The organism is Pseudomonas sp. AMR01, from assembly GCF_041946035.1.
GTDB lineage: Bacteria > Pseudomonadota > Gammaproteobacteria > Pseudomonadales > Pseudomonadaceae > Aquipseudomonas > Aquipseudomonas antarctica_B.
Genome location: NZ_JAUTYR010000013.1, coordinates 63,838 through 78,436 on the forward strand (window position 1 = coordinate 63,838; position 14,599 = coordinate 78,436).

The 14,599-nt window shown below is 59.4% G+C and carries 12 protein-coding genes; all 12 read right to left on the reverse strand.

What is annotated here, in order from left to right:
* Positions 1–54: 54 nt before the first annotated feature.
* The gene (gene ispD, locus Q7C20_RS14260; protein WP_375068145.1) at positions 55–762 is read right to left on the reverse strand and encodes a 2-C-methyl-D-erythritol 4-phosphate cytidylyltransferase; all 708 of its coding nucleotides are present in this window, start codon (positions 760–762) and stop codon (positions 55–57) included.
* A complete protein-coding gene (gene ftsB / locus Q7C20_RS14265; RefSeq protein WP_078741107.1) occupies positions 759–1,037 on the reverse strand; it encodes a cell division protein FtsB in 279 nt (92 codons plus the stop codon). Before ftsB ends, ispD begins: the two co-directional genes overlap by 4 nt.
* Before the next feature lie 184 nt (positions 1,038–1,221).
* Positions 1,222–2,511: a phosphopyruvate hydratase gene (gene eno, locus Q7C20_RS14270; RefSeq protein ID WP_375068148.1), complete on the reverse strand. Its 1,290-nt coding sequence runs from the start codon at positions 2,509–2,511 to the stop codon at positions 1,222–1,224.
* A 157-nt stretch (positions 2,512–2,668) separates the two neighbouring features.
* Positions 2,669–3,514: a 3-deoxy-8-phosphooctulonate synthase gene (gene kdsA / locus Q7C20_RS14275; protein ID WP_064451165.1), complete on the reverse strand. Its 846-nt coding sequence runs from the start codon at positions 3,512–3,514 to the stop codon at positions 2,669–2,671.
* A gap of 5 nt (positions 3,515–3,519) precedes the next feature.
* The gene (locus Q7C20_RS14280; RefSeq protein WP_348060684.1) at positions 3,520–5,151 is read right to left on the reverse strand and encodes a CTP synthase; all 1,632 of its coding nucleotides are present in this window, start codon (positions 5,149–5,151) and stop codon (positions 3,520–3,522) included.
* A gap of 273 nt (positions 5,152–5,424) precedes the next feature.
* Complete coding sequence (gene tilS, locus Q7C20_RS14285) at positions 5,425–6,744, reverse strand: tRNA lysidine(34) synthetase TilS (RefSeq protein ID WP_375068151.1); 1,320 nt, start codon at positions 6,742–6,744, stop codon at positions 5,425–5,427.
* 178 nt (positions 6,745–6,922) lie between these two features.
* The gene (locus tag Q7C20_RS14290) at positions 6,923–7,870 is read right to left on the reverse strand and encodes an acetyl-CoA carboxylase carboxyltransferase subunit alpha (protein WP_348060680.1); all 948 of its coding nucleotides are present in this window, start codon (positions 7,868–7,870) and stop codon (positions 6,923–6,925) included.
* A 138-nt stretch (positions 7,871–8,008) separates the two neighbouring features.
* Positions 8,009–11,530, reverse strand: coding sequence for a DNA polymerase III subunit alpha (gene dnaE, locus Q7C20_RS14295; protein WP_375068153.1), 3,522 nt, complete (start codon positions 11,528–11,530; stop codon positions 8,009–8,011).
* Positions 11,531–11,606: 76 nt separating this feature from the next.
* Complete coding sequence (gene rnhB / locus Q7C20_RS14300; protein ID WP_375068155.1) at positions 11,607–12,239, reverse strand: ribonuclease HII; 633 nt, start codon at positions 12,237–12,239, stop codon at positions 11,607–11,609.
* Complete coding sequence (gene lpxB, locus Q7C20_RS14305; RefSeq protein ID WP_375068157.1) at positions 12,236–13,375, reverse strand: lipid-A-disaccharide synthase; 1,140 nt, start codon at positions 13,373–13,375, stop codon at positions 12,236–12,238. The genes rnhB and lpxB overlap by 4 nt, the downstream gene beginning before the upstream one ends.
* 2 nt (positions 13,376–13,377) lie before the next feature.
* Entirely contained in the window at positions 13,378–14,154 is a 777-nt protein-coding gene (lpxA, locus tag Q7C20_RS14310; protein ID WP_348061091.1) for an acyl-ACP--UDP-N-acetylglucosamine O-acyltransferase, read from the reverse strand.
* A complete protein-coding gene (gene fabZ, locus Q7C20_RS14315; RefSeq protein ID WP_003219309.1) occupies positions 14,151–14,591 on the reverse strand; it encodes a 3-hydroxyacyl-ACP dehydratase FabZ in 441 nt (146 codons plus the stop codon). The genes lpxA and fabZ overlap by 4 nt, the downstream gene beginning before the upstream one ends.
* Positions 14,592–14,599: the final 8 nt, after the last annotated feature.

Below are 14,599 nucleotides of genomic sequence, written 5' to 3' on the forward strand. Positions count from 1 at the left end.
CGATCAAATGTGGGAGCGGGCTTGCTCGCGAAGGAGTCGACTCGGTTTAACCGACTACCGCCGGTTAGCCCACCGCAACCGCAACCACTCCAAATCCTCAGGCCGGGTCACCTTGATATTGTCCGAACGCCCTTCAATCAATCGCGGCGCCTGACCGGACCACTCCATGGCCGAAGCCTCATCGGTAATCACCGCATCCGCCACCAGGCTATCGGCCAAAGCGCGGTGCAAAGCGCCGAGGCGGAACATCTGCGGCGTGTAAGCTTGCCAGATCAAACTGCGATCCACGGTCTCTACCACACGACCGTGCTTGTCGACGCGCTTGAGGGTGTCGCGAGCCGGCACGCCGAGCAAGCCGCCAACCGGATCATCCGCCAACTCAGCCAGCAGCTTGTCGAGGTCATCGCGACTCAGATTAGGTCGCGCCGCGTCGTGCACCAACACCCAGTCGTCATCGCTGGCGCCCAGGGCGTTGAGTTGCAGCAGTGCATTGAGTACCGAGCCGGAGCGTTCGTCACCGCCGTCCGCACGCACAATGCGTGGGTCGTTGGCGCACGCCAGGTTCGGCCAATAGGGATCATCGATTGCAAGACTGACCACCAAGCCTTTGAGCGAGGGATGGTCGAGAAAACAGCCGAGGCTGTGTTCGAGAATTGTGCGCCCGCCCAGTTGCAGATACTGCTTGGGACGGTCTGCGGCCATTCGGGCACCGACGCCCGCGGCAGGAATCACGGCCCAGAAGGCCGGCAGAGAATCGATCATTGGGCCAACTGGTAAAGGGTTTCGCCGTCCTTGACCATGCCCAACTCATGACGAGCCCGCTCTTCAACGGTCTCCGTACCTTTTTTCAGCTCAAGCACTTCTGCGTCGAGGACGCGATTACGCTCCAGCAGAATCTCGTTTTCGGCGTGCTGGTCGGCAATTTGCTGAGTCAGCTCTTTTACCTGCGCAAAGCTGCCATTACCGACCCATAGGCGGTACTGCAGGCCAGCCAGCAATAAGAGCAAGACGAGGAACAACCAATTGGGACTGCGCATCGAAATCCGGGTATCCAGTAAAAAAAGACAGCCATGCAAAACTTTTGAAGCAACTGATAGCACGAAGCCTGGAAAGACCAGGCTTGTGCTTGATAGCCATCAGATTAGCGTCGAAACACACACTGTCGTGTATTTTCCGACGCCATCCGCCGACTTTTTACCATGCTTTAACATCAAGTAGCGATCAGCCGCGAAACTCGCTGCGACCGTTGTACTTGGCTTTACCTGCCAGTTGCTCTTCGATACGCAGCAATTGGTTGTACTTGGAAACGCGGTCGGAACGGCACAGCGAACCGGTCTTGATCTGACCCGCCGAAGTGCCCACGGCCAGGTCGGCAATGGTCGAATCTTCGGTTTCGCCGGAGCGGTGGGAGATCACGGCGGTGTAACCCGCAGCCTTGGCCATCTGGATGGCTTCCAGGGTTTCGGTCAGCGTGCCGATCTGGTTGAACTTGATCAGGATCGAGTTGGCGATCTTTTTATCGATGCCTTCTTTCAGGATCTTGGTATTGGTCACGAACAAATCGTCGCCCACCAACTGGATTTTCTCGCCGATCTTGTCGGTCAGGACTTTCCAGCCAGCCCAGTCGGACTCATCCAGGCCATCTTCAACGGAGATGATCGGGTAGCGTTCGCACAAGCCTTTCAGGTAATCAGCAAACCCTTCGGAGGTGAACACGTGGCCTTCGCCGGACAGGTTGTATTTACCGTCCTCGTAGAACTCGCTCGCCGCGCAGTCCAGGGCCAGAGTCACGTCGGTGCCCAGCTTGTAACCTGCGTTGGCCACTGCTTCGGAGATCACTTTCAGTGCATCTTCGTTGGACGCCAGGTTCGGCGCGAAACCACCTTCGTCACCGACTGCAGTGCTCAGGCCACGGGCCTTCAGCACAGCTTTGAGGTGATGGAAAATCTCGGTGCCCATGCGCAGGCCTTCGGAGAAGGTCTTGGCGCCAACTGGCTGCACCATGAATTCCTGGATGTCGACGTTGTTATCGGCGTGCTCGCCACCGTTGATGATGTTCATCATCGGAACCGGCATCGAGTAAACACCCGGAGTGCCGTTCAGGTTGGCAATGTGCGCGTACAACGGCAGGTCCTGGTCCTGTGCTGCGGCCTTGGCGGCTGCCAGGGACACGGCGAGGATCGCGTTGGCGCCCAGGCTGCCTTTGTTTTCGGTGCCGTCGAGTTTGATCATCGCGTGGTCCAGGGCTTTCTGGTCCAGCGGGTCAGTGCCCAGCAACAGGTCGCGGATCGGGCCGTTGATGTTGGCCACCGCTTTGAGTACACCTTTGCCCAGGTAACGGCTCTTGTCGCCATCACGCAATTCCAGCGCTTCGCGGGAACCTGTGGAAGCACCGGACGGCGCGCAGGCGCTGCCGATGATGCCGTTATCGAGAAGCACGTCGGCTTCGACGGTAGGGTTGCCACGGGAGTCGAGAACTTCACGACCTTTGATGTCGACGATTTTTGCCATTGTTGTAAACACTCCAAAGTTGACGAAAACGACGCAGCTGAAGGAAATCTTTTGACCGACCGCAAGGGTGGAACAACGGGGCAGGCTTGCAGACGACAAGGCTCAGGCCCGCAGGCCTGAGCGTAAAGCGAGGGAAAGTCTACCGGAGAAACGCGGCTTACGCGGTCTCTACTGTCGGAAAACTCTTGACCAGTTCATCCAACTGCTTCAACTGGGCCAGGAAAGGCTCCAGCTTGTCCAGGCGCAGGGCGCAAGGGCCGTCGCATTTGGCGTTGTCCGGGTCCGGGTGAGCTTCCAGGAACAGGCCCGCCAGCGACTGGCTGATGCCAGCCTTGGCCAGGTCCAGCACCTGGGCACGACGCCCACCGGCGGAATCGGCGCGGCCACCGGGCATTTGCAGCGCGTGGGTCACGTCGAAGAACACCGGGTATTCAAACTGTTTCATGATGCCGAAACCGAGCATGTCCACCACGAGGTTGTTGTAGCCGAAGCTCGAACCGCGCTCGCAAAGGATCAACTGGTCGTTACCCGCTTCCACGCACTTGCTCAGGATGTGTTTCATTTCCTGAGGCGCGAGGAACTGGGCTTTCTTGATATTGATCACCGCGCCGGTCTTGGCCATCGCAACGACCAGGTCAGTCTGGCGCGACAGGAAGGCCGGCAACTGGATGATGTCGCACACCTCGGCGACCACGGCAGCCTGTTCAGGCTCGTGGACGTCGGTGATGATCGGCACGCCGAAAGCTTGCTTGATGTCCTGGAAGATCCGCATGCCTTCTTCAAGGCCAGGGCCGCGATAGGAGGTCACGGACGAGCGGTTGGCCTTGTCGAAGCTGGCCTTGAATACGTAAGGGATACCGAGTTTCTCGGTCACCTTGACGTACTCTTCACAGACCTGCATCGCCATGTCGCGGCTTTCCAGCACGTTCATGCCGCCGAACAGCACCATGGGCTTGTCGTTGGCAATCTCGATGTCGCCTACGCGAATGATCTTCTGGGCCATCAGGTTTACGCCTTCTTCTGATGTTGCGTCAGTGCTGCTTTAACGAAACCGGTGAACAACGGGTGACCGTCGCGCGGCGTCGAGGTGAACTCAGGGTGGAACTGGCAGGCCACGAACCACGGATGATCCGGCGCTTCGACCACTTCAACCAGCTTGCCGTCACCGGAGCGACCGGAGATTTTCAGGCCGGCTTCTTTGATCTGCGGCAGCAGGTTGTTGTTCACTTCATAGCGGTGACGGTGACGCTCGACGATCACGTCCTTGCCGTAGCAATCGTGAACCAGCGAACCCGGCTCCAGCAGGCAATCCTGCGCGCCAAGGCGCATGGTGCCGCCCAGGTCGGAGGTTTCAGTACGGGTTTCAACAGCGCCGGTGGCGTCTTCCCACTCGGTGATCAAGCCCACGACCGGGTGGCCGCTGGTGTGATCGAACTCGGTGGAGTTGGCGTCTTTCCAGCCCAGCACGTTACGCGAGAACTCGATAACCGCCACTTGCATGCCCAGGCAGATGCCCAGGTACGGCACCTTGTTTTCACGAGCGAACTGCACGGCAGTGATCTTGCCTTCCACGCCACGCAGGCCGAAACCGCCGGGGACGAGGATCGCATCAACACCTTCAAGCAAGGCCGTGCCCTGGTTTTCGATGTCTTCGGAATCGATGTAGCGCAGGTTAACCTTGGTGCGGTTGCTGATACCGGCGTGGCTCATCGCTTCGATCAGCGACTTGTACGCGTCCAACAGCTCCATGTACTTGCCGACCATGGCGATGGTGACTTCGTGCTCAGGGTTGAGCTTGGCGTCAACCACCGCTTCCCACTCAGACAGGTCCGCGCCGGTGCACTGCAGGCCGAAACGCTCGACCACAAAATCATCCAGGCCTTGCGCATGCAGGATGCCCGGGATCTTGTAGATGGTGTCGGCGTCTTCCAGCGCGATCACCGCACGTTCTTCAACGTTGGTGAATTGCGCGATCTTGCGACGCGAAGAAATGTCGATCGGGTGATCGGAGCGGCATACCAGCACGTCCGGCTGCAGGCCGATGGAACGCAGTTCCTTGACCGAGTGCTGGGTAGGCTTGGTTTTGGTTTCGCCGGCGGTGGCGATGTACGGCACCAGCGTGAGGTGCATCAGCATCGCGCGCTTGGCGCCGACTTCGAAACGCAACTGGCGGATGGCTTCGAGGAACGGTTGGGATTCGATGTCACCCACGGTGCCACCGATCTCGACCATCGCCACGTCGGCATCGCCTGCACCCTTGATGATGCGGCGCTTGATTTCGTCGGTGATGTGCGGGATCACCTGGATGGTTGCACCCAGATAGTCACCACGGCGCTCTTTGCGCAACACGTGCTCGTAGACACGGCCGGTGGTGAAGTTGTTGTTCTGAGTCATGGTCGTGCGGATGAACCGCTCGTAGTGGCCCAGGTCCAGGTCGGTCTCGGCGCCGTCGTGTGTGACGAACACTTCACCGTGCTGGAACGGGCTCATGGTGCCCGGGTCAACGTTGATGTACGGGTCCAGCTTGAGCATGGTGACCTTAAGTCCCCGCGCCTCCAGGATGGCCGCCAATGAAGCGGAGGCAATGCCTTTCCCCAATGAAGAAACAACACCGCCCGTGACGAATATGTAGCGCGTCATGAAAAACCCTAGAAGTCTGCGTTAAAGCGGTCCGAGCCGCCGGGGAAAGCGAAGGAAGGCCGAAGCCCCCGATCACCTGCATTAATCACAGTGCACCTTTCAAAAAAACCGCCGCGTTGTGACAGACCAGCAATGAAACACCGGTACGTTGATCGCTACACATTTTTTGGAATCGCCCAGCAAAGACTGCTTGGTAATCGGCAACTACTGCGATTCAGGCGAATCCACAGAAGTTGTATCAAGAAGGGAGCGTAGTCTACCGGAAAGGCTCTATCAGCTCAAACCTTGATCGCAGGTCTGTGGCATCCACTGTAATTGCCAGCCATCCGACGAACCGGGCCATAACCCCGCAAGGGTTGGCACAGCCAGCAATTGCTCGCCCTGATACAGCAGCGGCAATCTGCCACGGACGAACCCCGGCAAACCACTTTCATTAAGCAGACGCTTCAAGTCACGTCGACCGCGACCTGGCACTTCCATGATTTCGCCGCCCTGGCGATAGCGCACCTCCAACGGGCCTCCTGGCGCACTGCCGATAAATTTCAGTTGGCCATTGCCAGGTAACTCTAGCGGGATTTGCGGGTGCGGCCAGCTCACCGACACGTCGGAAAATTCCGACCACGCGGTAGATAACCACCAGATACGCTCACCACAGCGGTGCAAATCACCGTCGGCAAGACGCCAGAGGGGCTGTGCGTCACTTTTCGCATCGCGCAGGGTATGCCAGCTGGCCCAGTGGTCGCTGTCGGGTAAGCGCGTGAGAGGCGTCAGCCAGTGACGCAGGGCGTTGCGCTGGCGGGCATCGGAAAGTTCGCGCAATGAAGCCAGCGCCAGGCTCGGTAAGGGCAGCCACGGAAACGGCGACGGCTCATCGGCTGCCATAAGATCCATCTGCGCCAATTCATCCAACAGGCTTTGCGCCTCGCTCAGGTGCTCGGCGCAGCGAGCCAGGCTTGAGGCTGCATGCGGCCAGCGCTCCGTCAGGGTTGGAAACACTGTGTGGCGCAGATAATTGCGCGAAAACCGCTGATCGGCGTTGGACGGGTCTTCAATCCACTTGAGCTGGTGCTCGTGGGCGTAGGCTTCCAACTCCCCCCTCGCTACATCCAATAAAGGCCGTACCAGATAACCAGCTGCCAACGGGCGATGCGGCGGCATTGCCGCCAAGCCTCGCACCCCGGCCCCACGCAGCAGGCGGAATAACAGGGTTTCAGCTTGATCGTCGCGGTGCTGGGCAGTGAGCAGCACTTCCCCTGCCCCGGTCACCTCTATAAATGCCTGGTAACGCGCATTACGAGCGGCCCGCTCAAGACTGGCACCGGCTTGTACCTGTACGCGCATGACACGCAGGGGTACGCCCAGGCTGTCGCATATCGACTGGCAATGGCTTGGCCAGGCGTCAGCAGCAGCTTGCAGGCCATGGTGGACATGGATTGCGCTCAGGGTCGGGAGAGTTTCGGTTTCTGGCAGGGAAGCCAGGAGATGGAGCAGGACAGTGGAATCCAGTCCGCCGGAGAAAGCGATATGCCACGCCGGTGCATTTTGCCAGGGACCCAGGGCTTGCAGCAGTTTGGTGGTCAGAGTTCGTTTCATCACACATTGTCGCCGCATACTTGGAACACGATAGCCCAGCATACACAAAGCAAATGTGGGAGCGGGCTTGCTCGCGAAAACGTGGTGTCAGTCACTGAATATATTGACTGATTCACCGCTTTCGCGAGCAAGCCCGCTCCCACATGAGTACAGCATTGTCTGCCAGATCAGTATTTGATCAGAGACCGTAGCTCATCAAACGCTCATAACGACGCTTTAACAGCGCCTCGTTATCAAGCTTCTTGAGCATTGCCAGTTGCGAGCCCAGTTCTGCACGGATGTTCGCAGCAGCTGCAGCCGGGTCACGGTGCGCGCCGCCCAGAGGCTCGGCGATGACTTTGTCGACGATGCCCAGACCTTTCAGGCGATCGGCCGTGATGCCCATGGCTTCAGCTGCGTCCGGCGCTTTTTCGGCGGTTTTCCACAGGATCGAGGCGCAACCTTCCGGCGAGATCACCGCGTAGGTCGAATATTGCAGCATGTTCAGTTGGTCGCATACGCCAATGGCCAGTGCGCCGCCGGAACCGCCTTCACCAATCACGGTGGCGATGATCGGGGTTTTCAGGCGGGACATCACGCGCAGGTTCCAGGCGATCGCTTCGCTCTGGTTACGCTCTTCGGCGTCGATACCCGGGTAAGCACCCGGAGTGTCGATGAAGGTCAGGATTGGCATCTTGAAGCGCTCGGCCATCTCCATCAGGCGGCACGCCTTGCGGTAGCCTTCCGGGCGCGGCATGCCGAAGTTGCGGCGAACTTTTTCGCGCACTTCACGGCCTTTCTGGTGACCGATCACCATCACTGGCTGGTCGTCCAGGCGAGCGATACCGCCCACAATGGCCGCGTCGTCGGAGAAGTGGCGGTCGCCATGCAGCTCGTCGAACTCGGTGAAGATGTGCTGAATGTAATCCAGGGTGTACGGACGGCGCGGGTGGCGGGCCAGGCGCGCGATCTGCCAGCTGGTCAGCTTGCCGAAGATGTCTTCGGTGAGCGTGCTGCTCTTGTCTTGCAGGCGAGCGATCTCATCGCCGATGTTCAGCGAATTGTCATTGCCGACCAGGCGCAGTTCTTCGATCTTGGCTTGCAGGTCAGCGATCGGCTGTTCGAAATCAAGAAAATTCGGGTTCATAAGCGTCCGTCTTGGGTCGACGGCCAAGGAGTGCCTGGCCAGCCGGTTGTCTATTCGCGCCCTACCTTAAGGGAGAGGCGCGTCTAGGTCGAGATTAAATAATGGGTCGAGATCAGGGGATTTGTCATCCCCTGGCCGTCAACGGTATTGGAGGAAGACGTTGTCACGGCCAAACTGGTCACGCAATGCTTGAATCAAGCCATCGGCGGGGTCAATTCGCCAGGTCTCGCCAAACTGCAGCATCGCCTTGGCGTCATTGCCGGTGTACTCCATGGTCACCGGGCACGCGCCACGATGGCGTTTGAGCAAGTCCCCCAACCAACGTAGCTGATCGCCCTTCAGCGCTTCAGTCTTGACCTTCAGGCGCAGGCTTTCGGCCAAATTGGTGCGCGCATCTTCCATGCTCATCACCCGCTTGATCCGCAGGCGCAGGCCGCCGGAGAAGTCGTCGTTACTGACCTCCCCTTCCACCACCACCATCGCGTCAGTTTGCAGCAGCGATTGGGCGGAGTGGAACGCGTCGGCAAACAGCGACGCCTCGATACGGCCCGAGCGGTCATCGAGGGTGATAAAGCCCATCTTGTCGCCCTTCTTATTTTTCATCACGCGCAGGGCGATGATCATGCCGGCGACGGTCTGGGTGTCGCGCGCCGGTTTCAGGTCGATGATGCGCTGACGGGCGAACCGGCGGATTTCGCCTTCGTATTCGTCAATCGGGTGACCGGTCAAGTACAGGCCCAGGGTGTCTTTCTCACCCTTGAGGCGTTCCTTGAGGGTCAGGTCCTTGGCCTTGCGGTGGTTGGCGTAAACGTCGGCGTCGGCTTCGACGAACAACCCGCCAAACAGGTCGGCATGCCCGCTGTCGTGGGTGCGCGCAGTTTGTTCGGCGGCCTTGATCGCTTCTTCCATGGCGGTCAGCAACACCGCGCGGTTGCGGTCGATATTGGCCTGATAAGCCTTCGGCTCATCATGGAAATAGGGGCCGAGGCGGTCGAGTGCGCCGCTGCGGATCAAGCCATCGAGGGTTCGTTTGTTGATGCGCTTGAGGTCAACCCGCGCGCAGAAGTCGAACAGGTCCTTGAATGGCCCGTGCTGGCGCGCTTCGACGATGGCTTCCACTGGGCCTTCGCCCACGCCTTTGATCGCACCCAGGCCATAGATGATGCGGCCGTCGTCGTTCACCGTGAACTTGAACTCCGAGGCGTTCACGTCCGGCGCGTCGAGGCGCAGCTTCATGGTGCGCACTTCCTCGATCAAGGTCACGACCTTGTCGGTGTTGTGCATGTCCGCCGAGAGTACCGCGGCCATGAACGGCGCCGGGTAGTGGGTTTTCAGCCAGGCAGTCTGGTACGACACCAGGCCGTAGGCGGCGGAGTGAGATTTGTTGAAGCCGTAACCGGCGAATTTTTCCACCAGGTCGAAAATGTTACCGGCCAGGTCGGCGTCGATGTTGTTGCTGGCGCAACCTTCAATGAAACCGCCGCGCTGCTTGGCCATTTCCTCGGGCTTTTTCTTACCCATGGCGCGACGCAACATGTCTGCGCCGCCAAGTGTGTAGCCGGCCATCACCTGAGCGATCTGCATCACCTGCTCTTGATACAGGATGATGCCGTAGGTCGGCGCCAATACCGGCTTGAGGCCTTCGTACTGGTAATCGGAGTGCGGGTAAGCCAGTTCGGCGCGGCCGTGCTTACGGTTGATAAAGTCATCAACCATGCCCGATTGCAAAGGGCCCGGACGGAACAGGGCCACCAAGGCGATCAAGTCTTCCAGGCAGTCGGGCTTGAGCTTTTTGATCAGCTCTTTCATGCCGCGCGACTCGAGCTGGAACACCGCCGTGGTCTCGGCTTTTTGCAGCAACTGGTAAGTCGGTTTGTCGTCCAGCGGGATAAACGCGATATCCAGCGGCGCCTCATCGACCTTGGCGCGCTCGCGGTTGATGGTCTTGAGCGCCCAGTCGATGATCGTCAGGGTGCGCAGGCCGAGGAAGTCGAACTTCACCAGGCCGGCGGCCTCCACGTCGTCCTTGTCGAACTGGGTTACCAGGCCGCCACCCTCTTCGTCGCAATAGATCGGCGAGAAATCCGTGAGTTTGGTCGGCGCAATCACTACGCCACCGGCGTGTTTACCGACGTTACGCACAACCCCTTCAAGCTTGCGCGCCATGTCCCAGATTTCGGCGGCTTCTTCATCGATCTTGATAAAGTCGCGCAGGATTTCTTCCTGCTCGTAGGCCTTTTCGAGGGTCATGCCGACTTCAAACGGGATCATCTTCGACAGGCGATCGGCCAAGCCGTAGGACTTGCCCTGCACCCGCGCCACGTCGCGGATTACCGCTTTGGCCGCCATGGAACCGAAGGTGATGATCTGGCTGACCGCATTGCGGCCGTATTTTTCGGCCACGTATTCGATCACGCGGTCGCGACCGTCCATGCAGAAGTCGACGTCGAAGTCGGGCATGGATACCCGTTCCGGGTTCAGGAACCGTTCGAACAGCAGGTCATATTCCAGCGGGTCAAGGTCAGTAATCTTCTGCACATAGGCCACCAGCGACCCGGCACCCGACCCCCGGCCAGGCCCAACAGGCACGCCGTTGCTTTTGGCCCACTGGATAAAGTCCATTACGATCAGGAAGTAACCGGGGAACCCCATCTGGATGATGATATCCAGCTCGAAATTCAGCCGGTCGACGTACACCTGGCGCTTGGCGTCGTAGTCCTCGGTCGTGTCTTTGGGCAGCAGAACGCTCAGGCGATCTTCAAGGCCATCAAACGACACCTTGCGGAAATACTCATCGATGGTCATGCCATCGGGAATCGGGAAGTTGGGCAGGAAGTGCTTGCCCAGCTTCACTTCAATATTGCAGCGTTTGGCAATCTCGACGGAGTTTTCCAGCGCCTCGGGCAGGTCGCTGAACAGCTCGGCCATCTCTTCGGCGCTTTTGAGGTACTGCTCTTCGCTGTAGTTTTTCGAGCGGCGCGGGTCGTCGAGCGCCCGGCCTTCGCCGATGCACACGCGGGTTTCGTGGGCTTCGAAGTCTTCTTTCTTGATAAAACGCACATCGTTGGTCGCCACCAACGGCGCGCCGAGCTTGTCGGCCAGGGCTACGGCAGCGTGCAGGTGCTCTTCATCGTTGGGACGGTTGGTGCGCTGCACTTCTACATAGAAGCGGTCGGGGAACACACCCATCCATTCGCGGGCCAACACCTCGGCTTCCTGGGGGTTGCCGCCCAGCAGCGCGATGCCGATTTCGCCCTCTTTGGCCGCCGAGAGCATGATCACGCCCTCGCTGGCTTCGGCCACCCACTCGCGCTCGATGATGATCGAGCCATTGCGTTGACCGTCGATAAAACCGCGAGAAATCAATTCGGTGAGGTTGCGATAACCCACGCCATTCATTGCCAGGAGGCTGATACGGCTCAGGGGGTTATCCGGGTCTTTATTGGACAGCCACAGGTCGACGCCGCAGATCGGCTTGATACCGGCGCCCATGGCGTTCTTGTAGAACTTGACCAGCGAACACATGTTGTTCTGATCGGTCACCGCCACCGCAGGCATGTTCATGCCCACCAGGGTTTTGACCAGCGGTTTGATCCGTACCAGGCCGTCGACCAGGGAGTATTCAGTGTGCAGGCGCAGGTGAACGAATGAAGCCGGCATAGTGATCCTGTTCTAATACGTGGAGACAACAAGGCCCGGATTGTACCGGGCCTTGAGCAAAACATCAGCCTTGCGACTAAACCTCGCTGAGGCTCTCGCGCAGCTCGTAAGCCTGACGGACCGGGGCAAACGAGCGACGATGGATCGGCGTTGGGCCAAGACGAGCCAGTGCTTCCAGATGAACGGGCGTCGGGTAGCCCTTGTGGCCACCGATGCCATAGCCAGGGTAGATCAATTCGAACGCGGCCATTTCTCGGTCGCGACTGACCTTGGCTAAGATCGAGGCGGCGGCGATGGCCGGCACCTTGCTGTCACCCTTGACCACGGCCTCAGACGGCATCGCCAGTTTCGGGCAGCGGTTACCGTCGATCATCGCCATTTTTGGCGTGATGTGCAGGCCTTCGACCGCGCGCTGCATGGCGAGCATGGTGGCGTGCAAAATATTCAGCTTATCGATTTCTTCAACTTCGGCCCGCGCGATGTGCCAGCTCAGGGCCTTTTCGCAAATCTCGTCATAGAGCTTTTCACGGCGCGCTTCGGTGAGCTTCTTCGAGTCGTTGAGGCCGAGAATCGGACGGTTCGGATCAAGAATCACCGCCGCCGTCACCACTGCGCCACACAGTGGGCCGCGCCCGACTTCATCAACACCGGCCACCAGTTCGTGGGCTTCGGCAACCAGGCTGAAATCCAGGCCGATTTGCGTCTTCATGGGGTTTCCTGTGTGTGGCCAATCAGGGTCAGCACGGCATCCGCCGCCTGATTCGACGCATCACGGCGCAAGGTGCGATGGATGTCGTCAAAACCACGGGTCTGCTCTTCGCCGCCTTCAATCAGGGGGAGTAGTGTTTGTGCCAGGGCCTCAGGCGTCGCATCGTCCTGCAACAATTCCGGCACCAGCAGGCGCTGGGCCAGCAAGTTAGGCAAGGAGATGTAGGGGCTTTTGACCATGCGCTTGAGAATCCAGAAGGTCAGCGGCGCCAGGCGATAGGCCACGACCATCGGGCGCTTGTACAGCAAGGCTTCCAGGGTCGCGGTGCCGGAGGCGATCAGCACCGCATCGCAGGCGGCCAGGGCCAGGTGCGACTGACCGTCGAGCAAGGTCAGCGGCAGGTTGCGCCCTGCCAGCAGCGTCTCGATTTGCGCACGACGTTGCGGGCTCGCGCATGGCAGCACGAAACGTACACCTGGCTTGAGTACCTGCAGCCGCTCGGCGGCGTCAAAAAACAGCGCGCCGAGGCGCCCCACTTCGCCGCCACGACTGCCCGGCATCAGCGCAACGAGCGGGCCGTCGGGCACGCCCAGCTCGGCACGGGCCGCCGCTCGGTCTGCTTGCAGAGGAATGGCGTCAGCCAGCGTGTGGCCGACAAACCGCACCGGCACGCCCTTCTCTTCGTAGAAACGGGCCTCGAACGGCAGCAGGGTCAGCATCAAGTCGCAGCCTTCACGGATCTTCAACACGCGCTTCTGCCGCCACGCCCACACGGACGGGCTGACGTAATGCACGGTCTTGATCCCGGCCTGACGCAACTTGAGCTCAATATTAAGGGTGAAATCCGGTGCATCGATGCCGATAAAGACGTCGGGCTTTTCTTCGATGAGGGTCTGGATCAGCAGCTTGCGGCGAGCCAGCAGCTCACGCAGACGGCCCAGCACTTCCACCAGCCCCATGACCGACAAGCGCTCCATGGGAAAGTAGGAGGTGAGACCTTCGGCCTGCATCAGCGGGCCACCCACCCCGATAAATTCCACCGCAGGATGCTGGGCCTTGAGGGCTCGCATCAGGCCTGCGCCCAAAATATCACCGGAAGCTTCACCGGCCACCAGCGCGATACGCAGATTGGCCATGGTTAGCGGGTGATGCCGCGGGTCGATGCCTGGATCGAGTCACGGAACACCGCGACTTCCGGGAACTGCGTTGAAGGCTCAGTTAGTTCGGCCAGGGCCTGCTCAACCGTCAGACCCTGGCGATAAACCACCTTGTAGGCGCGGCGCAGGGCGTGAATCGCGTCTTCGCTGAAACCGCGACGACGCATGCCTTCAAAGTTCATGCTGCGCGCTTCGGCCGGGTTGCCGAAGACGGTAACAAACGCAGGTACATCTTTGCCGATGGCAGTGCCCATGCCGGAAAAGCTGTGGGCGCCGATATGGCAATACTGATGCACCAGGGTAAAGCCGGACAGAATCGCCCAGTCATCCACGTGCACATGGCCCGCCAACGCGGTGTTGTTGACCAGGATGCAATGGTTGCCGATCACACTGTCATGACCGATGTGCGCATAGGCCATAACCAGGTTGTGATCACCCAGCGTGGTCTCGGCACGATCCTGCACAGTGCCACGGTGAATGGTCACGCCTTCACGAATGATGTTGTGATCACCGATTACCAGACGTGTTTCTTCACCCTTGTACTTCATGTCCGGGGTGTCTTCGCCTACCGAGGAAAACTGGTAGATACGATTGTGTTTGCCAATGCGGGTCGGACCTTTAAGGATCACGTGTGGCCCGATGACAGTACCCTCGCCGATTTCAACACCTGCGCCGACGATCGACCAAGGGCCGACCTCAACGTCGGCGGCCAGAACGGCCGACGGATCGATGATTGCGCGAGGGTCAATCAAACTCATAGTTTGCGTTCCGCACAGATGATCTCAGCGGAGCACACTGGCTTGCCATCCACCGAGGCCTGGCATTCGAACTTCCAGATCTGGCGTTTGCAGCTGATGAACTTGGCTTCCAGGATCAACTGGTCACCCGGAGTGACCGGGTTGCGGAAACGCAGCTTGTCGGAGCCCACGAAATAATACAGCGTGCCATCGGCAGGCTTGAGGTCGAGCATTTTGAAACCAAGGATACCGGCAGCCTGGGCCATCGCTTCGATGATCAGCACGCCCGGCATGATTGGATGCGCCGGGAAGTGACCATTGAAGAACGGTTCGTTGATGCTGACATTCTTGTAGGCACGAATGCGCTTTTCCTCAACATTGAGGTCCGTCACACGGTCTACCAGCAGGAACGGGTAGCGGTGAGGCAGGTATTCGCGAATCTCGTTGATGTCCATCATTTCGGGGG

What these genes read in the sequence shown, in the direction of transcription:
- kdsA (WP_064451165.1), bottom strand. Translation starts at nt 3,514, where the DNA reads ATGGCCCAGAAGATCATTCGCGTAGGCGACATCGAGATTGCCAACGAC.
- Q7C20_RS14290 (WP_348060680.1), bottom strand. Translation starts at nt 7,870, where the DNA reads ATGAACCCGAATTTTCTTGATTTCGAACAGCCGATCGCTGACCTGCAA.
- lpxA (WP_348061091.1), bottom strand. Translation starts at nt 14,154, where the DNA reads ATGAGTTTGATTGACCCTCGCGCAATCATCGATCCGTCGGCCGTTCTG.
- tilS (WP_375068151.1), bottom strand. Translation starts at nt 6,744, where the DNA reads ATGAAACGAACTCTGACCACCAAACTGCTGCAAGCCCTGGGTCCCTGG.
- lpxB (WP_375068157.1), bottom strand. Translation starts at nt 13,375, where the DNA reads ATGGCCAATCTGCGTATCGCGCTGGTGGCCGGTGAAGCTTCCGGTGAT.
- ftsB (WP_078741107.1), bottom strand. Translation starts at nt 1,037, where the DNA reads ATGCGCAGTCCCAATTGGTTGTTCCTCGTCTTGCTCTTATTGCTGGCT.
- ispD (WP_375068145.1), bottom strand. Translation starts at nt 762, where the DNA reads ATGATCGATTCTCTGCCGGCCTTCTGGGCCGTGATTCCTGCCGCGGGC.
- Q7C20_RS14280 (WP_348060684.1), bottom strand. Translation starts at nt 5,151, where the DNA reads ATGACGCGCTACATATTCGTCACGGGCGGTGTTGTTTCTTCATTGGGG.
- eno (WP_375068148.1), bottom strand. Translation starts at nt 2,511, where the DNA reads ATGGCAAAAATCGTCGACATCAAAGGTCGTGAAGTTCTCGACTCCCGT.
- fabZ (WP_003219309.1), bottom strand. Translation starts at nt 14,591, where the DNA reads ATGATGGACATCAACGAGATTCGCGAATACCTGCCTCACCGCTACCCG.
- rnhB (WP_375068155.1), bottom strand. Translation starts at nt 12,239, where the DNA reads ATGAAGACGCAAATCGGCCTGGATTTCAGCCTGGTTGCCGAAGCCCAC.
- dnaE (WP_375068153.1), bottom strand. Translation starts at nt 11,530, where the DNA reads ATGCCGGCTTCATTCGTTCACCTGCGCCTGCACACTGAATACTCCCTG.